The sequence below is a fragment of the Pseudomonas mosselii genome, assembly GCF_019823065.1.
Classification (GTDB): Bacteria; Pseudomonadota; Gammaproteobacteria; order Pseudomonadales; family Pseudomonadaceae; genus Aquipseudomonas; species Aquipseudomonas mosselii.
Genome location: NZ_CP081966.1, coordinates 4,863,998 through 4,888,046, shown reverse-complemented (window position 1 = coordinate 4,888,046; position 24,049 = coordinate 4,863,998). Strand labels below are relative to the sequence as shown.

The following is a 24,049-nucleotide window of genomic DNA, read 5'->3' as shown; positions in this document are numbered from 1 at the left end:
CCGGCCGGCCGCCTGGCCGTAGACCCAAGACGGAAGCCTATGAACCCGAATTTCCTCGATTTCGAACAGCCGATTGCCGACCTGCAAGCCAAGATCGAAGAGCTGCGCCTGGTGGGCAACGACAACTCGCTGAACATCAGCGATGAAATTGCCCGTCTGCAGGACAAGAGCAGCACCCTGACCGAGAGCATCTTCGGCAACCTGACCAGCTGGCAGATCGCCCGTCTGGCCCGTCACCCGCGCCGCCCGTACACCCTTGATTACATCGACCACATCTTCACCGAGTTCGAGGAGCTGCACGGCGACCGTCACTTTGCCGACGACGCCGCGATCGTCGGTGGCACCGCGCGCCTGAACGACAAGCCGGTCATGGTCATCGGTCACCAGAAGGGCCGTGAGGTGCGCGAAAAGGTACGCCGCAACTTCGGCATGCCGCGCCCTGAAGGCTACCGCAAGGCCTGTCGCCTGATGGAAATGGCTGAGCGTTTCAAGATGCCGATCCTGACCTTCATCGACACCCCGGGTGCCTACCCGGGCATCGACGCCGAAGAGCGCAACCAGAGCGAGGCCATTGCCTGGAACCTGCGCGTGATGGCGCGCCTGAAGACGCCGATCATCGCCACCGTGATTGGTGAGGGTGGTTCCGGCGGCGCACTGGCCATCGGCGTGTGCGACCAGCTGAACATGCTGCAGTACTCCACCTACTCGGTGATCTCGCCGGAAGGTTGCGCCTCGATCCTGTGGAAGACCGCCGACCGCGCGGCCGATGCCGCCGAGGCCATGGGCGTGACCGCCGAGCGCCTGAAGAGCCTGAACATCGTCGACAAGGTCATCCCCGAGCCGCTGGGCGGCGCCCACCGCGATCCGGCGAAGATGGCGGCCAATGTTCGCGCCGATCTGATCGAACAGCTGGACATGCTCGGCAAGCTCGACAACGACGCGCTGCTCAAGCGCCGTTACGATCGCCTGATGAGCTACGGCCTCTGATGGATTCCGGGGGGCCGCTTCGCGGCCCTTTCGCGACACAAGGCCGCTCCCACAGGATTGCGCAGTATTCGAAACTGACGCCATCTTGTGGGAGCGGCCTTGTGTCGCGAAAGGGGCGCAAGGCGCCCCCGGCGATCTCAAGTCCTGTGAGGCCCTGATGCTCAACCTCACCCCCTGGCTCAACGCCCCCGCCTGGTACGTCGCCTTCTCCGGTGGCCTGGACTCCACCGTCCTCCTGCACCAGCTCGCCGACTACACCCGCAACCACCCCGCGCCCCCTCTGCGCGCCATCCATGTCCATCACGGCCTGCAAGCCGCCGCCGATGCCTGGCCCGATCACTGCCGAGCGGTGTGTGCTGCACTGGGTGTCGAACTCGATGTGCTTCCTGTCCAGGTTGCCCCCGGTGCCAGCCTCGAACAGGCGGCCCGCAACGCCCGCTACGACGCCTTCGAAAAACGGCTGGGCCTAGGCGAAGTGCTGTTCACCGGCCAGCACCGTGACGATCAGGCCGAGACCCTGCTGTTTCGCTTGCTGCGCGGCGCCGGCCTGCGTGGCTTGTCCGCCATGCCGCAACAGCGGCCGCTAGGGCAGGGCAGCCTGGTGCGCCCATTGCTGGGGCTGTCGCGCCAGCAACTGCAGACCTACGCCGACATGCACGGGCTGGTATGGGTCGACGACCCTTCCAATAGCGATACAGCCTTTGCCCGCAACTTCCTGCGCGGCGAGGTCTTCCCAATCCTGCGCCAGCGCTGGCCACAGGCCGAAGCCAATCTGGCACGCAGTGCCGAACACCTGGGCGAGGCGATGGGCCTGCTGGACGAACTGGCCGCCAGCGACCTGGCGATCGCCTGCGACAATGCGCCGCTGCCCTGGCTGGAGCTGTATTCGCTCAGCCTCGAGGTGCTCGCCGCGATGTCCCCAGCGCGCCAGCGCAATGCCCTGCAGTTCTGGCTCAGCCAGCGCACCCGCCTGCCCGACAGCCGCCACTGGGCCGGTTGGAACGATCTGCGCGACGCGGCGGCCGATGCCTGCCCGGTCTGGCGCCTGACCGATGGCGAACTACACCGCAGCCATGGACGTATCTGGTGGCTAAATGGCGTTTGGCTGGCTGCGGTGTCGGGTAATTACCCCTGGCTGGACAGCGGGCAACCGTTGCGCCTGCCGGGTAATGGCAGTGTCCGCCTGATGTCGGCCCCGTTGGGTGAAGGCCTGCACATCCGCTACCGCCAGGGCGGCGAGATCATGCAACTGCCTGGTCGCGGTCGGCGCGATCTCAAGCGCCTGCTCAACGAGCTGCAGGTCCCGCACTTCGTGCGCCCGCGACTGCCGCTGCTGTATCGCGGCGAGCAATTGCTCGCGGTGGCCAACCTGCCCGAGCTGGCGCAGGCGGATTGTCAGTTGCACTGGCAGCCGCCGACGAACGTGCAAGGTTTGAGCTGAAGGGTACATTCGGGTAGACTACCCTCCCTTCTTGATACAGCTTCTGTGGGTTGCGCAAAATCACAGAGGTTGCCGATTACCAAGCAGTTTTTTGCTGGGCTGATTTCTTAAAATGACGAGCGAGCTCCATGCCGGGGACACCCCTGGTCTGTACAGACGCGGCAGTTTTTCGAGATGCACTGTGATTGACGCAGGTGATCGGGGGCTTCGGCCTTCCTTCGCTTTCTCCGGCGGCCCATGCCGCCTTAACGCAGACTTCTAGGGTTTTTCATGACGCGCTACATATTCGTCACGGGCGGTGTTGTTTCTTCATTGGGGAAAGGCATTGCCTCGGCTTCCCTGGCGGCCATCCTGGAAGCGCGGGGGCTCAAAGTCACCATGCTCAAGCTGGACCCGTACATCAACGTCGACCCGGGCACCATGAGCCCGTTCCAGCACGGTGAAGTATTCGTCACCCACGACGGCGCCGAGACCGACCTTGACCTGGGCCACTACGAGCGGTTCATCCGCACCACGATGACCCAGAACAACAACTTCACCACCGGCCGCATCTACGAGCACGTGCTGCGCAAGGAACGCCGTGGTGATTACCTGGGCGCGACCATCCAGGTCATTCCGCACATCACCGACGAGATCAAGCGCCGCATCATCAAGGGCGCCGGCGATGCCGACGTCGCGCTGGTCGAGATCGGCGGCACCGTGGGCGACATCGAGTCGCAACCGTTCCTCGAGGCGATCCGCCAGCTGCGCGTCGAAGTGGGCTCCAAGCGCGCCATGCTGATGCACCTGACCCTGGTCCCGTACATCGCCACTGCCGGCGAGACCAAGACCAAGCCGACCCAGCACTCGGTCAAGGAGTTGCGCTCCATCGGCCTGCAGCCCGATGTGCTGATCTGCCGCTCCGACCACCCGGTCGATGCCTCGTCGCGTCGCAAGATCGCGCTGTTCACCAACGTCGAAGAACGTGCGGTGATCTCGCTGGAAGACGTCGACACCATCTACAAGATCCCAGGCGTACTGCACGCCCAGGGCCTGGACGACTTCGTCGTCGAGCGCTTCGGCTTGCAGTGCAACAGCGCCGACCTGTCCGAGTGGGACAAGGTCGTCGATGCCAAGCTCAACCCTGAGCAGGAAGTGACCATCGCGATGGTCGGCAAGTACATGGAGCTGCTGGACGCGTACAAGTCGCTGATCGAAGCGATGAGCCACGCCGGCATCACCAACCGCACCAAGGTCAACCTGCGTTACATCGACTCCGAGGACATCGAGAACCAGGGCACCAGCCTGCTCGAAGGCGCCGATGCCATCCTGGTCCCGGGCGGTTTCGGCCTGCGCGGCGTCGAAGGCAAGATCACCGCGGTGCAATATGCCCGTGAGAACAAGGTCCCGTACCTGGGCATCTGCCTGGGCATGCAGGTGGCCGTGATCGAGTTCGCCCGCAACGTGATGGGTTGGAAAGACGCCAACTCCACCGAGTTCGACCGCAACAGCGGCCACCCGGTTGTCGGCCTGATCACCGAATGGGCCGATGCCACCGGCGCGGTCGAGACCCGTACCGAAGCCTCCGACCTGGGCGGCACCATGCGCCTGGGCGCCCAGGACTGCCAGCTGGCGGCCGGCTCCAAGGTTCACGACTGCTACGGCAAGGACGTGATCACCGAGCGCCACCGTCACCGTTACGAAGTCAACAACGTCCTGCTGCCGCAACTGGTCGACGCCGGCCTGGTGGTTTCCGGCCGTTCCGAGGACGGCGCGCTGGTCGAAGTGGTCGAGTCCAAGGACCACCCTTGGTTCGTTGCTTGCCAGTTCCACCCGGAGTTCACCTCGACCCCGCGTGACGGCCACCCGCTGTTCAGCGGCTTCGTCAAGGCGGCCCTGGCACAGAAGAACAAGGCCTGATCCATGACTCAGAAGATCATTCGCGTCGGTAACATCGAGATCGCCAACGACAAGCCGTTCGTCCTGTTCGGCGGCATGAACGTCCTGGAGTCCCGTGACCTGGCCCTGAAGGTCTGCGAGGAGTACGTGCGGGTGACCGAGAAGCTCGGCATCCCGTACGTGTTCAAGGCCAGCTTCGACAAGGCCAACCGTTCGTCGGTCAACTCGTACCGCGGCCCCGGCATGGAAGAAGGCCTGAAGATCTTCGAGGAGATCAAGCAGACCTTCAATGTGCCGGTGATCACCGACGTGCACGAGCCCTACCAGTGCGAGCCGGTGGCCAAGGTGTGCGACATCATCCAGCTGCCGGCCTTCCTGTCGCGCCAGACCGACCTGGTCGTGGCGATGGCCAAGACCGGTGCCGTGATCAACATCAAGAAGGCGCAGTTCCTCGCGCCCCACGAGATGAAGCACATCCTCGCCAAGTGCGTCGAGGCAGGCAACGACCAGCTCATCCTCTGTGAGCGCGGTTCGAGCTTCGGCTACAACAACCTGGTCGTGGACATGCTCGGCTTCGGCATCATGAAGCAGTTCGAGTACCCGGTGTTCTTCGATGTGACCCATTCGTTGCAAACCCCAGGTGGTCGCGCCGACTCCGCCGGCGGCCGCCGCGCCCAGGTCACCGACCTGGCCAAGGCTGGCATGAGCCAGGGCTTGGCGGGCCTGTTCCTCGAGGCCCACCCGGATCCGGACAACGCCAAGTGCGACGGTCCGTGTGCCCTGCGCCTGGATAAGTTGGAGCCGTTCCTGGCCCAGCTCAAGCAACTGGACGACCTGGTGAAAAGTTTTCCGACGGTAGAAACCGCGTAAAGCTCGTTTCTCGGGTAAAGTACCGCCCGTTCCACCCCTGACCTTTCGGTCAGGGGCTCCCTTCGCCAGGCCTGCCCGTGCCATGTCGCCTGGTGAACGGCAAGAATTCCCAAAGCTGCGTTGTTTTCGTCAATTCTGGAGTGCTTACAACAATGGCAAAGATCGTCGACATCAAAGGTCGTGAAGTTCTCGATTCGCGTGGCAACCCCACTGTGGAAGCCGATGTACTGCTCGACAACGGCATCATCGGCAGCGCCTGCGCGCCGTCGGGTGCTTCCACTGGCTCGCGCGAAGCGCTGGAGCTGCGTGATGGCGACAAGAGCCGTTACCTGGGCAAGGGCGTGCTGAAGGCCGTCGGCAACATCAACGGCCCGATCCGTGACCTGCTGCTGGGCAAGGACCCGGCCGACCAGAAAGCCCTGGACCGTGCCATGATCGAGCTGGACGGTACCGAGAACAAGGCCAAGCTGGGCGCCAACGCCATCCTGGCAGTATCCCTGGCCGCCGCCAAGGCCGCCGCTCAGGACCTGGACCTGCCGCTGTACGCCCACATCGCCAACCTCAATGGCACCCCGGGCCAGTACTCCATGCCGGTGCCGATGATGAACATCATCAACGGCGGCGAGCACGCCGACAACAACGTCGACATCCAGGAGTTCATGGTGCAGCCGGTTGGCGCCAAGACCTTCTCCGATGGCCTGCGCATGGGCACCGAGATCTTCCACCACCTCAAGGCTGTACTGAAGGCCCGTGGCCTGAACACCGCCGTCGGTGACGAAGGTGGCTTCGCGCCGAACCTGGCTTCCAACGAAGACGCCCTGGCAGCCATTGCCGAAGCCGTCGAAAAGGCCGGCTACAAGCTGGGCACCGACGTGACCCTGGCCCTGGACTGCGCGGCTTCCGAATTCTATGAAGACGGCAAGTACAACCTGTCCGGTGAAGGCAAGTCGTTCGACGCCGAAGGCTTCGCCGAGTACCTGAAGGGCCTGACCGAGCGTTTCCCGATCATCTCGATCGAAGACGGCCTGGACGAGTCCGACTGGGCCGGTTGGAAGATCCTGACCGACAAGATCGGTGCCAAGGTGCAACTGGTTGGCGACGACCTGTTCGTGACCAACACCAAGATCCTCAAGGAAGGCATCGAGAAGGGCATCGGCAACTCGATCCTGATCAAGTTCAACCAGATCGGCTCGCTGACCGAGACCCTGGAAGCCATCCAGATGGCCAAGGCCGCCGGCTACACCGCGGTGATCTCGCACCGTTCCGGTGAAACCGAGGATTCGACCATCGCCGACCTGGCCGTGGGTACCGCAGCCGGTCAGATCAAGACCGGTTCGCTGTGCCGTTCCGACCGCGTCAGCAAGTACAACCAACTGCTGCGCATCGAAGAGCAACTGGGCGCCAAGGCTGTATATCGCGGTCGTGCCGAGTTTCGCGGCTGAGCAAGAGATGGTAAAAAGGCAGCAGCCGGGGCCGGCTGAACGTTCGTACTGATCGTTCGGTCGTTTCCACGGGTTTCTGTCGACGAAGCCTGGCCTCGGCCAGGCTTCGTGCTATCGGAAGCTCGCTGCGGCGGCCTTTTTTACCCTGGATATCTTCATGCGCAGTCCCTATTGGTTGTTCCTCGTCCTGCTCCTGCTGCTCGGCGGCCTGCAATATCGCCTTTGGGTAGGCAATGGCAGCCTGGCGCAAGTGACCGAACTCAAGCAGCAGATCGCCGACCAGCATGCGGAAAACGAGCGCCTGCTGGAGCGCAATCGCGTGCTCGACGCTGAAGTCCTGGAATTGAAGAAAGGTATGGAGACCGTGGAAGAACGGGCTCGTCATGAACTGGGGATGGTCAAGGAGGGCGAAACCCTCTACCAGCTGCCGCAGAAATGACACATGAACTGCCGGCCTTCTGGGCCGTGATTCCCGCCGCGGGCGTTGGTGCCCGCATGGCTGCCGACCGTCCCAAGCAGTACCTGCAACTGGGCGGGCAGACGATTCTCGAGCACAGCCTCGACTGTTTCCTCGACCATCCCATGCTCAAGGGCGTGGTGGTCAGCATTGCCGAACAAGACCCTTACTGGCCCGGCCTGCGCTGCGCCAGCGATCCACGCATCCAGCGCGCCCCGGGCGGTCGCGAGCGCGCCGATTCGGTGCTCAATGCGCTGTTGCTGCTGCACGCACAGGGTGCATCGGATGACGACTGGGTGCTGGTGCACGACGCCGCGCGGCCGAACCTGGCGCGCAGCGATCTGGACAAATTGCTGTCAGCCCTGGCTGAAGATCCCGTCGGCGGATTGCTCGCCGTTCCCGCCCGGGACACGCTCAAGCGTGCCGACGGCGAGGGCAGGGTGGCGGCCACGGTCGATCGCAGCACCGTCTGGCAGGCGTACACCCCGCAGATGTTCCGCCTTGGCATGCTGCATCGGGCGCTGGCCGAGTGCCTGGTATCCGATGTGGCGGTCACCGACGAGTCGTCGGCCATCGAATGGGCCGGTAATGCGCCGCGCCTGGTCGAAGGGCGCAGCGACAACATCAAGGTGACCCGTCCGGAAGACCTGGAGTGGCTGCGCCAGCGCTGGGCCGGGCGCCGCTGAGCGCCTGCGGGGGAGTGGTGCGATACTCCGGCAACTGTGCCAACCCTTCCTTCAGGTAGTCGACCAACCTGCGCACCTTCGGCGACAGATGCCGTTGCTGTGGATACAACGCCCACACCGCCGTATTCGGCGGCTGATGGCCCTCCAGCAACGACACCAGCGCGCCGCTGTGCAAATGCTCGAGCACGTAGTAGTCCGGCAACTGGCACAGCCCCATGCCTTGCAGCGCCGCGTCCAGCACCGCCTGGCCGCTGTTGCAGCGCCAGTTGCCCTGCACCCGCTGGCTGATCTCGCGTCCCTCCTGCTGCAGCGCCCACAGGTCCGAACTGCCCACCAGGCAGTTGTGCCGCGCCAGCTCCGACAGACTGTGCGGTCGACCATAGCGCTCCAGGTAGGCCGGCGACGCGCACAGGTACATGCGCCGAGGCGCCAGGCGCGTGGCCACCAGCCGCGAATCCTGCAGCCGTCCCAGGCGGATCGCCAGGTCCATGCCTTCGTGCAGCAGGTCGAGGGTACGGTTGCTCAGTTCCACCTCGACCCGCAACTGTGGGTACTGCGCCATGAAGCGTGTCACCAAGGGCACGATGAAGCGTTCGCCATAGGCCACCGCGCAGGTCATGCGCAGCAGGCCCTTGGGCTCGCTGGCCAGGTCGCCCATGGCCCGCAGCGCCTCCTCGCGGCCGTCCTGCAGGCGCTGGCAGTGCTGGAGAAAGGTCTGCCCGGCTTCGCTCAGGGTCACCCGCCGGGTGCTGCGGTACAGCAAACGTGTCTGCAGGCGTTCCTCCAGGCGGGCGATCTGCCGGCTGATGTGCGAGGACGACACCCCAAGTCGTTCGGCGGCGGCGGTGAACTGACCTGATTCGGCCACCGCGACGAACTCGTCGATGCCTTCCCAGCGGCTGCTCATGGATTATCCCTGTGTAGCAATAATGTTTTGTGAGTGGCTGGATTATTCATCAAAAGGCGGTGAATTACACTGCAAGCCAGCAACCCATACCTGTTCTGGAGACCTTTGATGATCAAGTCCCGCGCCGCCGTCGCCTTCGAGGCCAAGAAACCCCTGGAAATCGTCGAAGTGGACGTGGCCATGCCCAAGGCCGGCGAAGTGCTGCTGCGCGTTGTCGCCTCCGGTGTCTGCCACACCGACGCCTATACCCTGTCCGGCGCCGACCCGGAGGGCATCTTCCCGTCGATCCTTGGCCATGAGGGTGGTGCGATTGTCGAAGCCGTAGGCGAAGGCGTCACCTCGGTGGCGGTTGGTGACCATGTGATCCCGCTGTACACCCCGGAATGCGGCAAGTGCAAGTTCTGCCTGTCGGGCAAGACCAACCTGTGCCAGGCCATCCGCGCCACCCAAGGCAAAGGCCTGATGCCCGACGGCACCACCCGCTTCAGCTACAAGGGTCAGCAGCTGTTCCACTACATGGGCACCTCGACCTTCTCCGAGTACACCGTGCTGCCGGAAATCTCCGTGGCCAAGATCCAGAAGGAAGCTCCGCTGGAAAAGGTCTGCCTGCTCGGTTGCGGCGTGACCACCGGCATCGGCGCGGTACTCAACACCGCCAAGGTCAAGCCGGGTGACACCGTGGCCATCTTCGGCCTCGGCGGCATCGGCCTGTCGGCGGTGATCGGCGCGGTCAAGGCCAAGGCTTCGCGCATCATCGCCATCGACATCAACCCGGCCAAGTTCGAGATCGCCCGCCAACTGGGCGCCACCGACTGCATCAACCCGAAAGACTACGATCGCCCGATCCAGGAAGTGATCGTCGACCTCACCGACGGCGGCGTCGATTTCTCCTTCGAGTGCATCGGCAACGTGCAACTGATGCGCGCGGCGCTGGAGTGCTGCCACAAGGGCTGGGGCGAGTCGGTGATCATCGGCGTCGCCGGTGCCGGCCAGGAAATCGCCACCCGTCCGTTCCAGCTGGTCACCGGCCGCGTCTGGCGTGGTTCGGCCTTCGGCGGCGTGCGGGGTCGCAGCGAGCTGCCGAGCTACGTCGAGATGTCCGAGAAGGGCGAGATTCCGCTGGACACCTTCATCACCCACACCATGGGCCTGGAGGACATCAACAAGGCCTTCGACCTGATGCACGAAGGCAAGAGCATCCGCAGCGTGATCCACTTCTGAGGGCCTCGCCATGACCCTGGAAAATCTCTCCTGCCAGAAAAGCTTCGGCGGCTGGCACAAGCGTTACCGGCACAGCTCCAAGGTGCTCGGCTGCGACATGGTGTTCGCCGTGTACCTGCCGCCCCAGGCCGAGCAGGGCGAGAAGCTGCCGGTATTGTACTGGCTCAGCGGCCTGACCTGCACCGACGAGAACTTCATGCAGAAGGCCGGTGCCCAGCGCCTGGCCGCGGAACTCGGGCTGATCATCGTTGCCCCGGATACCAGCCCGCGTGGCGAGCAGGTGCCGGGCGACCCGGACGGCGCCTGGGACTTCGGCCTGGGCGCAGGGTTCTACCTCAATGCCACCCAGCAGCCCTGGGCCCAGCATTACCGGATGCACGACTACGTGGTGGAGGAGTTGCCGGCCCTGATCGAGGCGCACTTCCCGGCGTCGGACCAGCGCAGCATCAGCGGCCATTCCATGGGTGGGCATGGCGCGCTGGTCTGCGCCCTGCGCAACCCAGGGCGCTACCGTTCGGTGTCGGCGTTTTCGCCCATCAGCAATCCGATGGATTGCCCGTGGGGCGAGAAGGCGTTTTCCCGCTACCTGGGGGAGGACCGTGCGCGTTGGCGGGAGTGGGACGCCAGCGTGTTGCTGGCCGAGGCAGGGGAGTGCCCGCCGTTGCTGGTGGACCAGGGCGATCGCGATGACTTCCTCGAGAAGCAGCTCAAGCCGCAGGCGCTGGAGCAGGCGGCGCGCAAGGGTGGTCATGCGCTGACCCTGCGCCTGCAGCCGGGCTATGACCACAGCTACTACTTCATCGCCAGCTTCATCGATGAGCACCTGCGTCATCATGCGGTGGCGTTGGGCAGGGTCTGACACCGCCTGCAATTTCTGGGAGAGCTGGCTTGCCGGCGATGGGCTGCGAAGCAGCCCCATTACCTCAAAAGCAGGTAGAATCACGCCCTGACTCAATCAGGGCGTTTTTCTATGCGTATTGGCCACGGCTACGATGTCCACCGTTTCTGCGACGGTGATTTCATTACCTTGGGCGGGGTGCGTATCCCCCACAAGTTCGGCCTGCTGGCCCACTCCGACGGTGACGTGCTGCTGCACGCCCTGAGCGATGCCCTGCTCGGCGCTGCGGCGTTGGGCGACATCGGCAAGCATTTCCCTGACACCGACCCGCAGTTCAAGGGTGCCGACAGTCGCGTGCTGCTGCGCCACGTGGTCGCCGTCGTGCGCGACAAGGGCTGGAAGGTCGGCAACGTCGACGCCACCATCGTCGCCCAGGCGCCGAAGATGGCCCCGCATATCGAGACCATGCGCCAGCAGATCGCCGCAGACCTGCAGGTCGAACTCGACCAGGTCAACGTCAAGGCCACCACCGAAGAAAAGCTGGGCTTCACCGGCCGCGAGGAGGGCATCGCCGTTCACGCGGTCGCCCTGCTACTGCCAGCATGACCGAACTGGAACTGCTGGGGCCGCGGGCCTCGGGCGAAGCCTTGGGCACCGCCGTGCTCAAGGCGGTGGCCGAAGACTTCCAAGTCGATGAAGTCCTCGATATCCCGCTGTCCGGTCAGGGGGAGCATCTGTGGCTGTGGGTCGAGAAGCGCGATCTCAACACCGAGGAAGCGGCCCGCCGCCTGGCCCGCGCCGCCGGTGTGCCGGTGCGCGCCATCAGCTATGCCGGCCTGAAGGACCGCCAAGCCTTGACACGCCAGTGGTTCAGCCTGCACCTGCCGGGCAAGGCCGACCCCGACCTGTCCCGCGCCGAGGACGACACCCTGCGGGTGCTCAAGCAGGTGCGCCATCAGCGCAAGCTGCAGCGTGGGGCGCATTCGGCCAATGGTTTCACCTTGCGCCTGACCGCGCTGCAGGCCGACCGCCCGGCCCTCGATGCCCGCCTGGAGCAACTCAAGCAGCAGGGTGTGCCTAATTACTTCGGCAGCCAGCGTTTCGGTCATGCCGGCGGCAACGTGCATGATGCCCAGGACTGGGCTGCACGCCAGGCATTGCCCGAGCAGCGCAACGTGCGCTCGCGGCTGTTGTCGGCCGGGCGCAGCTACCTGTTCAACCAGGTGCTGGCCGCCCGGGTGGCCGATGGCACCTGGCAGCGTGCCCAGGTCGGCGACCTGCTCGCGTTCACCGACAGTCGCAGTTTCTTCCCGGCAGGAGAGGGCGAGTGCAGCGATCCGCGCCTGGCCATTCTTGACTTGCATCCCACCGGCCCGCTGTGGGGCGAAGGGCAATCGCCTTGTGCCGGCGCGACCCAGGTGCTCGAGAGCGAAGTCGCCGCGCGTCATCCTGCGTTGTGCCAATGGCTGGCGCGAGCGGGCATGGATCACGAACGGCGCATCCTGCGGCTCCCTATTGGGCGTCTGTCGTGGCATTATCCCGAGCCTGATATCCTGCAACTGGAATTCGTCCTTCCGGCCGGATGCTTCGCCACCGTGGTGGTGCGCGAACTCGTCGATCTGGTGCCGGCAGGGCAGACGGACAGCCCATGCGTATTCTGATTTCGAATGACGACGGTGTTACCGCACCCGGCATCGCCGCGCTGCATGAAGCGCTGGCGGATTACGCCGAGTGCGTGGTGATTGCCCCGGATCAAGACAAGAGCGGCGCCGGCAGTTCGCTGACGCTTGATCGGCCGCTGCACCCGCAGACCCTGGCCAACGGTTTCATCAGCCTCAACGGCACGCCCACTGACTGCGTGCATCTGGGGCTCAACGGCCTGCTGCCGGAAACCCCCGACATGGTGGTGTCCGGCATCAACCTGGGCGCCAACCTGGGTGACGACGTGCTGTATTCCGGCACGGTCGCCGCCGCCCTGGAAGGGCGTTTCCTCGGCGGTACCTCGCTGGCCTTTTCGCTCCTGTCGCGCCTGCCCGACAACCTGCCGACTGCCGCCTATATCGCCCGGCGCCTGGTCGAGGCGCAGTCGCGCCTGGAGCTGCCACCGCGCACCGTGCTCAACGTCAATATCCCCAACCTGCCGCTGGAGCACATCCGTGGCATCCAGCTCACCCGCCTGGGACATCGGGCGCGTGCCGCGGCGCCGACCAAGGTGGTCAACCCGCGGGGCAAGGAAGGCTACTGGATCGCCGTGGCCGGCGATGCCGAGGACGGCGGGCCGGGTACCGATTTCCATGCAGTGATGCAAGGCTACGTGTCGATCACGCCGTTGCAGCTGGATCGCACCTTCAACGATGCCTTCGAGCGCCTCGACGGCTGGCTGGAGGGCGTGCTCTGATGCGCGAACAGGACGATCTGCAGCGTCGCGGCATCGGCATGACTTCCCAGCGTACCCGGGAGCGGCTGATCCAGCGCCTCTACGAAGAAGGCGTGTCGAACGCCAAGGTGCTCGAGGCCATTCGCCGCACTCCGCGCCACCTGTTCGTCGATGAAGCCCTGGCCCATCGGGCCTACGAGGACACGGCGCTGCCGATCGGCCATAACCAGACGATCTCCCAGCCGTTCATGGTCGCGCACATGAGCGAGCTGTTGCTGGAAGCCGGGCCCCTGGACAAGGTGCTGGAGATTGGCACCGGTTCGGGCTACCAGACGGCGATCCTGGCCCAACTGGTGGAACGGGTGTTTTCGGTTGAGCGGATCAAGGTCCTGCAGGATCGGGCCAAGGAGCGTCTGGTCGAGCTCAACCTGCGCAACGTGGTGTTCCGCTGGGGCGACGGCTGCGAAGGTTGGCCGGCGCTGGCGCCGTACAACGGCATCATCGTCACCGCGGTTGCGCCCGAGGTGCCCCAGGCACTGCTCGACCAGCTGGCACCGGGCGGGCGCATGGTGATCCCGGTCGGTCCGGCGGGGGAAACCCAGCAACTGATGCTGATCGTGCGTGAAGAACATGGTTTCTCGCGCCGGGTGCTCGGGGCCGTGCGCTTCGTGCCCCTGCTCAACGGCCCGCTGGCCTGAGTGGCGCAACGGAATATTTGCGTCGGCGACGAATTCTTGCGTCGGGCCCCTGTCTATCTGGCGTGGCGATATTCGTACACCGATCAGGCCAATTGCGAGTCACCCCTGGCAGGGTGGCTCGGTTATAATTGAAACAATATTGCATTTTGTATCGTCATTATTTGACAGCATGAGGGGAGCGCGGGTGGGTCACACAGGCATGCGGCAGCGCAAGGAACGGTCGGTATTGAAGCTTCTGGTGATTGCGCTGGCCATGGGTACCCTGTTGGCTGGCTGTTCCAGCACCAGCTCCAACGGCGCCCGCGTGGTCGATCGCAACAACACCGCGCCCAAGCGCCCGACAGTCACCTCGGGGCAGTACATCGTCAAGCCTGGGGATACGCTGTTCTCCATCGCCTTCCGCTATGGCTGGGACTACAAGGAGCTGGCGGCGCGCAACAACATTCCCGCCCCCTACACCATTCGCCCGGGTCAGCCGATTCGTTTCAGTAGCGGCGTGGGGGGGAGCACCACGGTTGTCAGCAGCCCTTCTTCGTCGAGCAAGACCACCGTCATCCGCCGACCGGTCGCGACCACCGTACCGGCGACCGGTAATGGCAAAAGTGCCACTACTGCCTCTTCCACCACCTCGCAAACGGTTGCCCAGGTGCCCGCCGCAGAGCGCGCCGTGGGCGGTTGGACGTGGCCGGCGAACGGCGTGCTGATTGGTAAATTTGCTTCAAACGGTAGTTTGAATAAAGGCATTGATATCGCCGGTGATTTGGGACAGCCTGTTTTTGCTGCGTCTGATGGAGCGGTGGTCTACGCCGGCAGTGGCTTGAGGGGCTATGGCGAGCTCATCATCATCAAACACAGCGATACCTACGTCAGTGCCTACGGTCACAACCGCAGGCTTTTGGTTCGGGAGGGGCAGCAGGTCAAGGCAGGGCAGACGATCGCAGAAATGGGGTCCACGGGCACTGATCGGGTGAAGCTGCATTTCGAGATTCGCCGCCAGGGCAAACCCGTCGATCCTCTCCAGTTCCTGCCACGCCGTTGATCAATGTCCCAGCCTGTTCCTTGGATGTAGAGGGGACAGGCTCCAGCGCTGCCATGGAAGGGTGACGCTCGAGTCTGAGTTCGAACTCAGCAAAGGACTATAACAATGGCTCTCAGCAAAGAAGTGCCGGAGTTTGACATCGACGATGACCTGCTTCTGATGGAGACAGGCATCGTTTTGGAAACGGATGTGGTGTCAGACGAACCTGCTGTACCTTCGGTTCGGACCAAGTCGAAACAGGGCGCGTCGCTCAAGCAGCACAAGTACATCGACTACAGTCGCGCACTTGATGCCACTCAACTGTATCTCAATGAAATCGGCTTCTCGCCCCTGCTTTCGCCAGAGGAAGAAGTGCATTTCGCGCGCCTGTCGCAAAAAGGCGACCCGGCCGGTCGCAAGCGCATGATCGAAAGCAACCTGCGCCTGGTGGTCAAGATCGCCCGCCGTTACGTCAATCGCGGCCTGTCGTTGCTCGACCTGATCGAGGAAGGCAACCTGGGCCTGATCCGTGCGGTGGAGAAATTCGACCCCGAGCGGGGCTTCCGTTTCTCGACCTACGCGACTTGGTGGATCCGCCAGACCATCGAGCGGGCGATCATGAACCAGACCCGCACCATTCGCCTGCCCATCCACGTGGTCAAGGAGCTCAACGTCTACCTGCGCGCTGCCCGTGAGCTGACGCAAAAGCTCGACCACGAGCCGTCGCCGGAAGAAATCGCCAGTCTGCTGGAGAAGCCGGTGGCCGAGGTCAAGCGCATGCTTGGCCTGAACGAGCGGGTGTCGTCGGTGGATGTCTCGCTCGGGCCTGACTCCGACAAGACGCTGCTCGACACGCTTACCGATGATCGCCCCACCGATCCGTGCGAACTGCTGCAGGACGACGACCTGTCGCAGAGCATCGACCAATGGCTGGGCGAGCTGACCGACAAGCAGCGCGAGGTGGTGGTGCGGCGTTTCGGCCTGCGTGGGCATGAAAGCAGCACCCTCGAGGATGTCGGCCTGGAGATCGGCCTGACCCGCGAGCGCGTCCGGCAGATTCAGGTTGAAGGCCTCAAGCGCCTGCGCGAGATCCTCGAGAAGAATGGCCTGTCCAGCGAGTCGCTGTTCCAGTAGTCACTGACGTGCGCCAGGCAAACGCCCCGACTTGTTCGGGGCGTTTGCGTTTTTTGCGCAGGCGCCAATCTGGTTGACTGACCTGACATCATTGAGGGGCCTTACTCACAACCCCATAGCCTGTCACCTGCGAAGTATTTATTTCTCCACCCTCGTAGCATCGCGTGTAAGCATTCGCTTACTCGTCATGTAAGCGATCGCTGTAGGGATCAGTAAATCAATGTCGTTTCCAGTGGCGTACTTTTTCTAACTATATGAAATATATAGGTTTTATAAATATCAAAAGATGTGTCGTCTGAATCATCCTGAGATATTCGTCGCTTGTTCCGTACCGGGGAATCGCTAGTATTCGAACTGTGTCAAGGGACAGACACAGGCCTTCAAGGATGACGGCCAGGGACATCGCGGGACGCGATTCATCAGTGGATGATGATTGGGACATACAGGGACTACGGAAAAAAATGTGGGCGGGTCAAACCGCCCCTTTTTTTTGCCTGTCGGAAATGAAAAAAGGCCCTTTCGGGCCTTTTTCGCAACTGAACGCGATCAGCGCTCCAGATCGGCAATCTTGCCAGTCTTGCCGTCCCACGCTTCGGCGTCCGGCAGGGCGTCTTTCTTCTCGGTGATGTTCGGCCAGATCTCCGCCAGCTCGGCGTTCAGCTCGATGAAGTTCTCCATGCCGGACGGCACTTCGTCTTCCGAGAAAATCGCCTGAGCCGGGCACTCCGGCTCGCACAGCGCACAGTCAATGCACTCGTCCGGGTGAATCACCAGGAAGTTCGGGCCTTCGTAGAAGCAGTCCACCGGACAGACTTCCACGCAGTCGGTGTACTTGCATTTGATGCAGTTGTCGGTGACGACGAAGGTCATTTCTAATTCTCTCCTCAGGCGACGGCAGCTTGCCCTTCCTTACCAGGGCAGCGCGGTTCACGGTGCTGGCTGCAGGCCAGGCTAATAACCTGCAGTGCTCGCAAACCGCGCCGGATTCTACCAGCTTGCGCGGTGGGCCGTTATAACAGGTTTTTCAGTTGATATAGCATTTCGATAGCTTGGCGCGGCGTCATGTCGTCCAGGTCCAGCTTGCCCAGCTTCTCGATGGCCGGGTGTGGCAGGCTGGCGAACAGGTCGCTCTGGTGCGGCACGTGAGGCATGTTGTCGCGGGCCGGCATGACTGGCGCCTCGTGGGGCAGGCTGGCAGTCTCCAGCCGGCCCAGATGCTCGCGGGCGCGCTGGATCACCGCCGCCGGCACGCCCGCCAGTTGTGCCACGGCCAGGCCGTAGCTCTGGCTCGCCGGCCCCGGCAGGACGTGGTGCAGGAACACGATGCGTTCGTTGTGTTCGGTGGCGTTCAGGTGCACGTTGGCCACCAGTGGTTCGCTGTCCGGCAACACGGTGAGTTCGAAGTAGTGGGTGGCAAACAGCGTGTAGGCGCGCAGCTGGGCCAGGCGCTCGGCGGCGGCCCAGGCCAGCGACAGGCCATCGAAGGTGCTGGTGCCGCGGCCGACCTCGTCCATCAGCACCAGGCTGCGGTCGGTGGCATTGTGCAGGATGTTGGCAGTCTCGCTCATCTCGACCATGAAGGTCGAACGCCCGCCGGCAAGGTCGTCGCTGGAGCCGATACGGGTGAAAATGCGGTCGACCGGCGACAGTTCGCAGGCGGCGGCCGGGACGAAGCTGCCGATATGGGCCATCAGCACGATCAGGGCGGTCTGGCGCATGTAGGTGGACTTACCGCCCATGTTCGGGCCGGTGATGATCAGCATACGGGTGCTGTTGTCCAGCCCGAGGTCGTTGGCCACGAACGGCGTGGTCAGTACCTGCTCGACCACCGGGTGACGACCCTGCTCGATGCGCAGGCACGGCTCGTCGACGAAGCTTGGGCAGTTCAGGTCCAGGTTCAGGGCGCGCTCGGCCAGGTTGCTCAGCACATCCAGTTCGGCCAGCGCGGCGGCGCTGTCCTGCAACGGCGCCAGGTGCTCGATCAGGGTTTCGAGCAGGGCGTCGTAGAGCATCTTCTCGCGGGCCAGGGCGCGGCTCTTGGCTGACAACGCCTTGTCCTCGAACGCCTTGAGCTCGGGGGTGATGAAGCGTTCGGCGCCCTTGAGCGTCTGCCGGCGGATGTAATCGACCGGCGCCTGCTCGGCCTGCTTGGTCGGCAGCTCGATGAAGTAGCCGTGCACGCGGTTGTAGCCGACCTTGAGGTTGGCCAGGCCCGTGCGGGCCTTCTCGCGGGCTTCCAGGTCGATCAGGAACTGGCCGGCGTTCTCGCTGATCGCCAGCAGCTCGTCCAGCTCGCTGTCGTAGCCGGTCTTGAGCACGCCACCGTCACGGATCACCGCCGGCGGGTTGTCGATGATCGCCCGCTCCAGCAGGCCGGCCAGCTCCGGGTAGGTGCCGGTGATCGCGGCCAGGCGCGCCAGGTGCGGCGCTTCCAGCTCGGCCATGGCGTTCTGCAGCTCCGGCAGGGCGCCGAGGGCATCGCGCAGGCGTGCCAGGTCACGGGGACGGGCGTTGCGCAGGCCGATCCGCGCGAGGATCCGCTCGATGTCGCCGATTTCCTTGAGCTGCGGCTGCAGCTTCTCGAAACGGTAGCCGTCGAGCAGGCAGCGGATCGAATCCTGACGGGCCTTTAGCACCTTCAGGTCGCGCAGCGGACGGTTCAGCCAGCGGGTCAGCAGTCGGCTGGCCATGGCGGTCTGGCAACGGTCGATGACCGATTGCAGGGTGTTGTCACGGCCACCGGCCAGGTTGATGTCCAGCTCCAGGTTGCGGCGGCTGGCGGCATCGAGGATGACCGTGTCGTCCATGCGCTCGTGGCGCAGGCTGCGCAAGTGGGGCAGGGCGGTGCGCTGGGTTTCCTTGGCGTAGGCCAGCAGGCAGCCGGCGGCGCCGATGGCCAGGGTCAGCTTGTCGCAGCCAAAGCCCTTGAGGTCCTGGGTGGCGAACTGCTGGCAGAGGCTTTTACGCGCCGTGTCGCGGTCGAAGTCCCACGGTGCGCGGCGGCGGGCGCCGGGGCGCTTCTCGGCCGGCAAGCCCTGCGGCCAGTCGTCGGGGATCAGCAGTTCCACCGGGTTGATACGCTCGAGTTCGGCCAGCAGGTTCTCCCAGCCCTTGATCTCCTGCACGGTGAAGTTGCCGCTGGTGATGTCCAGCACCGCCAGGCCGAACAGGCGCTCGTCACCCAGCAGGGCGGCGATCAGGTTGTCGCGGCGCTCGTCGAGCAAGGCCTCGTCGCTGATCGTGCCCGGGGTGATGATGCGCACCACCTGGCGCTCCACCGGGCCCTTGCTGGTGGCCGGGTCGCCGATCTGCTCGCAGATCACCACCGATTCGCCGAGCTTGACCAGCTTGGCCAGGTAGCCTTCCAGCGAGTGGAACGGAATCCCGCACATGGGAATCGACTGGCCCGCCGACTGCCCGCGGGCGGTCAGGGTGATATCCAGCAGTTTCGCGGCTTTCTTCGCATCTTCGTAGAAGATCTCGTAGAAATCGCCCATGCGGTAGAACATCAGCTGGTCCGGGTGCTGGTTTTTCAGCTTCCAGTACTGCTGCATCATCGGGGTGTGTGCGGAGAGATCAGACATTCAGGGCCTTACAGCGGGTGGTCTGGTGGCAAATTTCGAAACCGCTAATGGTACAGGCTTTTTCCGGTCGACGCAGGTCGGATGGGGTGGGGTAAATCTGCGCAGGTTGCCTGTTGCAGGGCCCATTGCATTTTCGCTTCCACGGTTGCATTATGCGCATTATGCAAAAACGCAACGTAGCCTCCGTACTCAGAGAACTGCTCGCCCGCCACGGCCTGTCCCCTACAGAGCTGCATCGGCGCACGGGCGTGCCTCAATCCACCCTGTCGCGGATCCTCAGCGAGAAGATCGTCGATCCTTCGGACAAGCACGTCTCGAAGATCGCCGAGTACTTCGGCGTGAGCACCGACCAGTTGCGCGGCCGTGTCGAACTCGGCGAATCCCGTGACGCGGTCCCGCTCGCCCAGGGCCACGCGGCCCTGAGCGATATCAGCCTGTGGGACGATGAAACCCCCGTCGAGGATGACGAGGTCTCCGTTCCTTTTCTTCGTGAGGTCGAGTTGGCAGCAGGATCAGGAAGATTCGTCATCGAGGAAAGCGAGAACGCTCGCTTGCGCTTCGGCAAACGCAGCCTGCGCCACAATGGCGTGCAGTTCGACAACGCCAAGTGCGTGACGGTACGTGGCAACAGCATGCTGCCGGTGCTGCGCGATGGCGCCACGGTCGGGGTCAATACCGGTAAAAGCACCATCGGCGACATCATCGACGGTGACCTTTATGCCATCAACCACAATGGCCAGCTGCGGGTGAAACAAGTGTACCGTCTGCCCACCGGCATCCGCCTGCGCAGCTTCAACCGCGATGAGCACCCCGACGAGGACTACAGCTTCCAGCAGATGCAGGAAGAACAGATCAGCCTCCTCGGTCACGTTTTCTGGTGGGGCATGTACGCCCGTTGATCCCCGCGCCTCGATAGAAACCCGCCTCGGCGGGTTTTTTTTCGTCCTCAGAACCCCCCTACATCCACGTCGGATCAGGCCTCCATGCATAGGAGCAAAAGCTGATGCATAAAAATTTGAGTTTGTGCATTGACTGCATATGCATGAGTGCATAATATGTATCCCAAGCCGGACGCAAACCGGTTGAGATACAGGCAGCGATGAACAGGCCTCGACTGTTCAGAGGGTTGGCAACTGGCCCGGGTGTGCAGCGTAAAGCACCACGATCAGTTATCCGGCGGGCAGGCGGCCGCGGTCGGAGTCACCAATTTGAAGCGCAACCGTACGGCGTCACCAGTCGTGGCCGACGGTTACACCGCGCATTACTGAAAAGCCTGCATAGCGGGCTTTTTGGAATGCCGAGTCAAGCCAATCACGATCCGCCGGCCTGTCGCCGGCGGGCAAACACACAGGAGACAGGAACGTGACGAACGAGCAACAGACGTTGCTGGAGATGCCGCTCTGGCTGGTGATCCTCCTGGCATTGCTGGGCGGACTTTCCGGCGAGATGTGGCGCGCCGACAAGGCCGGCGCCCGCGGCTGGGGGCTGCTCAGGCGGCTGGCGCTGCGCTCGGGGGCCTGCATGGTCTGCGGGGTGTCGACGGTCATGCTGCTGTACGCCAGCGGCATGTCGATCTGGAGTGCCAGCGCTTTTGGCTGCCTTACCGCCATGGCCGGCGCCGACGTGGCCATCGGCCTTTACGAGCGCTGGGCCGCTCGGCGGCTGGGGTTGGACGAACAGCCCGCGGCTGTACGCCAGGACGAAGAATGAACGTGGCAACAAGGAAGAAAAGCGAATGTTCAACGAGTTTCGCTGCGGTAAATGCAACCGCTTGCTGGCCCGCATCGGCGGGGCGGCGGTGGTCCAGATCAAGTGCTCGCGTTGCGCGACCTTGAACCACATGAAGGCCACGGGCCTCGACAACGTGCCGACGAGCGATCAGGACGGGCCGCAGAGTCCAGCTCCCCTTCAATCGATCCAGTAGGAGAAACACCATGGCAGGTCGTACCCGCATTCCTTTCAACGGCGTCGGCACTTCGGTGCTGCCCGCTTACCAGACCCTGTCGGCGGGCCAGTACCTGTTGTCGCCCAATCAGCGCTTCAAGCTGCTGCTGCAGGGCGATGGCAATTTGGTGATCCAGGACAACGGCGCCACCGTCTGGGGCGCCAATGAACAGCAACCTTTCAGCTCGACTATCCCCTTGCGCAACAAGAAGGCCCCGCTGGCCTTCTACGTTCAGTACGGCGCGTTCCTCGACGACTACTCGCGACGCCGGGTGTGGCTGACTGACAACAGCACCTTCACCAGCAACGACCAGTGGAACCGTACCCACCTGGTACTGCAAGACGACGGCAATATCGTGCTGGTCGACTCGCTGGCGCTGTGGAACGGCACGCCGGCCATCCCGTTGGTGCCTGGCGCGATCGACTCGCTGCTGCTGGCACCTGGCTCCGAGCTGGTACAGGGCGTGGTGTACGGCGCGGGCGCCAGCAAGCTGGTGTTCCAGGGTGACGGTAATCTCGTGGCCTATGGCCCGAACGGCGCGGCCACCTGGAACGCCGGCACTCAAGGCAAGGGCGCCGTGCGCGCGGTGTTCCAGGGTGACGGCAACCTGGTGGTCTACGGTGCCGGCAATGCGGTGCTGTGGCACTCGCATACCGGCGGCCATGCCAGCGCTGTGCTGCGCCTGCAGGCCAACGGCAGCATCGCCATCCTCGACGAGAAACCGGTATGGGCGCGCTTCGGCTTCCAGCCGACCTATCGCCATATCCGCAAGATCAACCCTGACCAGAAGCCGATCGACATCTGGACCTGGCACTTCTGAGTCGGGCGCCGGGCCTTAACGGGCCCGGCCTTCGTCGAACCGAGCGTTCAAGGAGCACAAGCATGAGCGAACTGGCCCAGTTGTACGCGGCCGTCACCTCCACCCTGCGGGCGACGTTGCCGGCCTTCGCCACGGTCGCCACGGAGGGCGACGTCACGCTCGAACCAGCCTTGCCGGCCTTGGTCCATGGCGTGTTGCGCATGCGTGGCGACGAGGCGCTGCGTGACGGTCGCTCATTGCTGATGGCGACCTTCGAGGCCCGCGTCACCGCCCAGGGCACCCCCGCGCAGGCACGGACGCAGGCCGGCGTGCTGGCGGCGCAGCTGATCGATGTGCTGCGCCAGCAGTCCTGGGGGCTTGATTACGTCGAGGGCGCACGGGACATCCTCGCCGAAGCCGAGGGCACTTCCTGGCGGGTGCAATGGGAGCAACCGGTCCTGCTGGGCAGTGTCCAGTGGCCCTGGCCCGACCAGCCGGCGGGCAGCCTGATGCTGGGCTTCGCGCCGGACACCGGGCCCGGCAACCAGGACAAGTACCTGTCACCGGAGGACCTGGCATGAGCTACGCCAGCGCCATGCACGATCGCATGCTGGCCAGCCTGGTGATTCCCTGCCGGGTAGTGGCGGTGGACCTGGCCGCGGCCCGGGTACGGGTGTCCGACGGCGGCGGCTGGACCAGCGCCTGGGTGCGCTGGCATGCCCAGGCTGCCGGCAAGGCCCGCCATTGGCGGGCACCGAGCCTGGACGAGCAGGGCGTGTTGATCAGCCCCAGCGGCGAACCGGCCTTGGGCACCTTCGTCGCGGGGTTGTACGGCAATGCCGGGACGGCGCCGGACAACCGCGACCATGTCGAGGTCTGGCGCTTCGACGATGGCGGCTCACTGGCCTACGACTGGCAGGCCAAACGCTATGACATCCAGCTGCCCAGCGGCCAGGCCACGGTCAAGGTCGGCGCCAGCACCCTGGTGGTCAGCGACAACGCCATCACTCTCGACGCCGCGTCGATCACCCTGACCGGCAAGGTTGCCATCAACGGCCCGCTGACGGTCAGCGGCGACATCAACGGCGGTGGCCGGATCATCGACACGGCCGGCAACACCGCCAACCACAAGCACTGAACCAAGGCCTGTACGAAATGTGTCTGCGCGAAGGCCAGACAAGGCGAAACGGGGGGCGGAACGGCCGGGGTCGCGCCCGACTGTACTGGAGTACATGAGCATTCCGAGCCCCGTTTCAACGCAGTATGGGCGAGTGCAGATACATTTCGTACAGAGCCTAAGGCCTTGAGCCCAGCAAGATCGCCATTGAGCGACATGAGCGCGGCATGTGCCGCGACCCATCATTTCGACTCAAAAGGTAAAGCAACATGGAAGCAGTAAAAGTCGGCAAGCATTTCTTCAACGCCCACCCAACCGCCGTCAGCCAGGTCTTCAGCGCCGCGGATAACAAGGATGGCGTGTACCTGCGCACTGCCACCCTGTGCACCGGCGGCGGCATCCTCAACCTGTACACCGGCCCGAAGGCGCCGGCCTACCTCGGTGACATGAGCGTCCACGCCATCATGGGCGGGATCAACGGCGGCATTGATTCGCAGTACACCCTGCCTTATCAGCTGTTCATCCCGGCGGGTTACGGCCTGTGGACCGTCGCCAACAACGCCACGGCGGCCATCGCCCTGACCTACGACTTCGTCTCCTGAAACGGCTGTCCGGCTTGTCCGGGCAACCCTTTCCTGCCTGCCAGGTGA

At 63.9% G+C, this 24,049-nt stretch carries 25 protein-coding genes; 22 read left to right on the top strand and 3 right to left on the bottom strand.

The genetic code is table 11. The features are described 5' to 3' along the window. Nucleotides 1-39 precede the first annotated feature (39 nt). The 7 genes from K5H97_RS22765 to ispD all read left to right on the top strand — a co-directional run bounded on the left by K5H97_RS22765 (nt 40) and on the right by ispD (nt 7,761). The gene (locus K5H97_RS22765; protein WP_028690663.1) at nt 40-987 is read left to right on the top strand and encodes an acetyl-CoA carboxylase carboxyltransferase subunit alpha; all 948 of its coding nucleotides are present in this window, start codon (nt 40-42) and stop codon (nt 985-987) included. A 157-nt stretch (nt 988-1,144) separates the two neighbouring features. Beyond that, nucleotides 1,145-2,428, top strand: a complete 1,284-nt coding sequence (gene tilS / locus K5H97_RS22760) for a tRNA lysidine(34) synthetase TilS (RefSeq protein WP_028690662.1) — start codon at nt 1,145-1,147, stop codon at nt 2,426-2,428. Nucleotides 2,429-2,698: 270 nt separating this feature from the next. After that, nucleotides 2,699-4,327: a CTP synthase gene (locus K5H97_RS22755; protein WP_028690661.1), complete on the top strand. Its 1,629-nt coding sequence runs from the start codon at nt 2,699-2,701 to the stop codon at nt 4,325-4,327. Between the two features lie 3 nt (nt 4,328-4,330). Continuing rightward, entirely contained in the window at nt 4,331-5,176 is an 846-nt protein-coding gene (kdsA, locus tag K5H97_RS22750; RefSeq protein ID WP_028690660.1) for a 3-deoxy-8-phosphooctulonate synthase, read from the top strand. 152 nt (nt 5,177-5,328) lie between these two features. Beyond that, nucleotides 5,329-6,618, top strand: coding sequence for a phosphopyruvate hydratase (eno, locus tag K5H97_RS22745; protein ID WP_028690659.1), 1,290 nt, complete (start codon nt 5,329-5,331; stop codon nt 6,616-6,618). 157 nt (nt 6,619-6,775) lie between these two features. Continuing rightward, a complete protein-coding gene (gene ftsB, locus K5H97_RS22740) occupies nt 6,776-7,057 on the top strand; it encodes a cell division protein FtsB (RefSeq protein WP_011535259.1) in 282 nt (93 codons plus the stop codon). Continuing rightward, nucleotides 7,054-7,761: a 2-C-methyl-D-erythritol 4-phosphate cytidylyltransferase gene (gene ispD / locus K5H97_RS22735; protein WP_028690658.1), complete on the top strand. Its 708-nt coding sequence runs from the start codon at nt 7,054-7,056 to the stop codon at nt 7,759-7,761. The genes ftsB and ispD overlap by 4 nt, the downstream gene beginning before the upstream one ends. Here the strand turns inward: ispD and K5H97_RS22730 are convergent. Further along, complete coding sequence (locus tag K5H97_RS22730; RefSeq protein WP_028690657.1) at nt 7,700-8,668, bottom strand: LysR substrate-binding domain-containing protein; 969 nt, start codon at nt 8,666-8,668, stop codon at nt 7,700-7,702. The genes ispD and K5H97_RS22730 overlap by 62 nt on opposite strands. A gap of 108 nt (nt 8,669-8,776) precedes the next feature. Here K5H97_RS22730 and K5H97_RS22725 point away from each other — a divergent pair, with 108 nt between their 5' ends. The 8 genes from K5H97_RS22725 to rpoS all read left to right on the top strand — a co-directional run bounded on the left by K5H97_RS22725 (nt 8,777) and on the right by rpoS (nt 15,954). Continuing rightward, complete coding sequence (locus K5H97_RS22725; RefSeq protein WP_016712915.1) at nt 8,777-9,889, top strand: S-(hydroxymethyl)glutathione dehydrogenase/class III alcohol dehydrogenase; 1,113 nt, start codon at nt 8,777-8,779, stop codon at nt 9,887-9,889. Between the two features lie 10 nt (nt 9,890-9,899). Further along, complete coding sequence (gene fghA / locus K5H97_RS22720) at nt 9,900-10,748, top strand: S-formylglutathione hydrolase (RefSeq protein WP_028690656.1); 849 nt, start codon at nt 9,900-9,902, stop codon at nt 10,746-10,748. 111 nt (nt 10,749-10,859) lie between these two features. Then, entirely contained in the window at nt 10,860-11,333 is a 474-nt protein-coding gene (ispF, locus tag K5H97_RS22715; protein ID WP_028690655.1) for a 2-C-methyl-D-erythritol 2,4-cyclodiphosphate synthase, read from the top strand. After that, entirely contained in the window at nt 11,330-12,388 is a 1,059-nt protein-coding gene (truD, locus tag K5H97_RS22710) for a tRNA pseudouridine(13) synthase TruD (RefSeq protein ID WP_028690654.1), read from the top strand. The genes ispF and truD overlap by 4 nt, the downstream gene beginning before the upstream one ends. Beyond that, nucleotides 12,376-13,125, top strand: a complete 750-nt coding sequence (surE, locus tag K5H97_RS22705; RefSeq protein ID WP_028690653.1) for a 5'/3'-nucleotidase SurE — start codon at nt 12,376-12,378, stop codon at nt 13,123-13,125. The genes truD and surE overlap by 13 nt, the downstream gene beginning before the upstream one ends. Before the next feature lie 38 nt (nt 13,126-13,163). Beyond that, on the top strand, nt 13,164-13,802 hold the full coding sequence (locus K5H97_RS22700; protein ID WP_162175259.1) for a protein-L-isoaspartate(D-aspartate) O-methyltransferase: 639 nt from the start codon (nt 13,164-13,166) through the stop codon (nt 13,800-13,802). A gap of 184 nt (nt 13,803-13,986) precedes the next feature. After that, the gene (locus K5H97_RS22695; protein WP_028690651.1) at nt 13,987-14,841 is read left to right on the top strand and encodes a peptidoglycan DD-metalloendopeptidase family protein; all 855 of its coding nucleotides are present in this window, start codon (nt 13,987-13,989) and stop codon (nt 14,839-14,841) included. A 105-nt stretch (nt 14,842-14,946) separates the two neighbouring features. Beyond that, nucleotides 14,947-15,954, top strand: coding sequence for an RNA polymerase sigma factor RpoS (rpoS, locus tag K5H97_RS22690; RefSeq protein ID WP_011535249.1), 1,008 nt, complete (start codon nt 14,947-14,949; stop codon nt 15,952-15,954). A gap of 546 nt (nt 15,955-16,500) precedes the next feature. Here rpoS and fdxA read toward each other — a convergent pair. Further along, complete coding sequence (fdxA, locus tag K5H97_RS22685) at nt 16,501-16,824, bottom strand: ferredoxin FdxA (protein ID WP_028690650.1); 324 nt, start codon at nt 16,822-16,824, stop codon at nt 16,501-16,503. Between the two features lie 140 nt (nt 16,825-16,964). Then, a complete protein-coding gene (gene mutS / locus K5H97_RS22680) occupies nt 16,965-19,538 on the bottom strand; it encodes a DNA mismatch repair protein MutS (protein ID WP_028690649.1) in 2,574 nt (857 codons plus the stop codon). A 152-nt stretch (nt 19,539-19,690) separates the two neighbouring features. Here mutS and K5H97_RS22675 point away from each other — a divergent pair, with 152 nt between their 5' ends. The 7 genes from K5H97_RS22675 (at nt 19,691) to K5H97_RS22645 (ending at nt 24,001) form a co-directional block, all read left to right on the top strand. Next, nucleotides 19,691-20,437, top strand: a complete 747-nt coding sequence (locus tag K5H97_RS22675) for a LexA family transcriptional regulator (protein ID WP_081791564.1) — start codon at nt 19,691-19,693, stop codon at nt 20,435-20,437. A 463-nt stretch (nt 20,438-20,900) separates the two neighbouring features. Continuing rightward, nucleotides 20,901-21,248 (top strand): phage holin family protein, encoded by a 348-nt coding sequence (locus K5H97_RS22670; RefSeq protein WP_028690647.1) that lies wholly within the window; start codon nt 20,901-20,903, stop codon nt 21,246-21,248. A 25-nt stretch (nt 21,249-21,273) separates the two neighbouring features. Continuing rightward, entirely contained in the window at nt 21,274-21,462 is a 189-nt protein-coding gene (locus K5H97_RS22665) for a zinc finger domain-containing protein (RefSeq protein WP_028690646.1), read from the top strand. Nucleotides 21,463-21,472: 10 nt separating this feature from the next. Beyond that, a complete protein-coding gene (locus K5H97_RS22660) occupies nt 21,473-22,303 on the top strand; it encodes a putidacin L1 family lectin-like bacteriocin (protein ID WP_051555670.1) in 831 nt (276 codons plus the stop codon). 62 nt (nt 22,304-22,365) lie between these two features. Further along, complete coding sequence (locus tag K5H97_RS22655) at nt 22,366-22,863, top strand: hypothetical protein (protein WP_028690644.1); 498 nt, start codon at nt 22,366-22,368, stop codon at nt 22,861-22,863. After that, a complete protein-coding gene (locus tag K5H97_RS22650; protein ID WP_028690643.1) occupies nt 22,860-23,420 on the top strand; it encodes a phage baseplate assembly protein V in 561 nt (186 codons plus the stop codon). Before K5H97_RS22655 ends, K5H97_RS22650 begins: the two co-directional genes overlap by 4 nt. A gap of 248 nt (nt 23,421-23,668) precedes the next feature. Then, complete coding sequence (locus K5H97_RS22645) at nt 23,669-24,001, top strand: hypothetical protein (RefSeq protein WP_028690642.1); 333 nt, start codon at nt 23,669-23,671, stop codon at nt 23,999-24,001. The last annotated feature ends 48 nt before the right edge of the window (nt 24,002-24,049 follow it).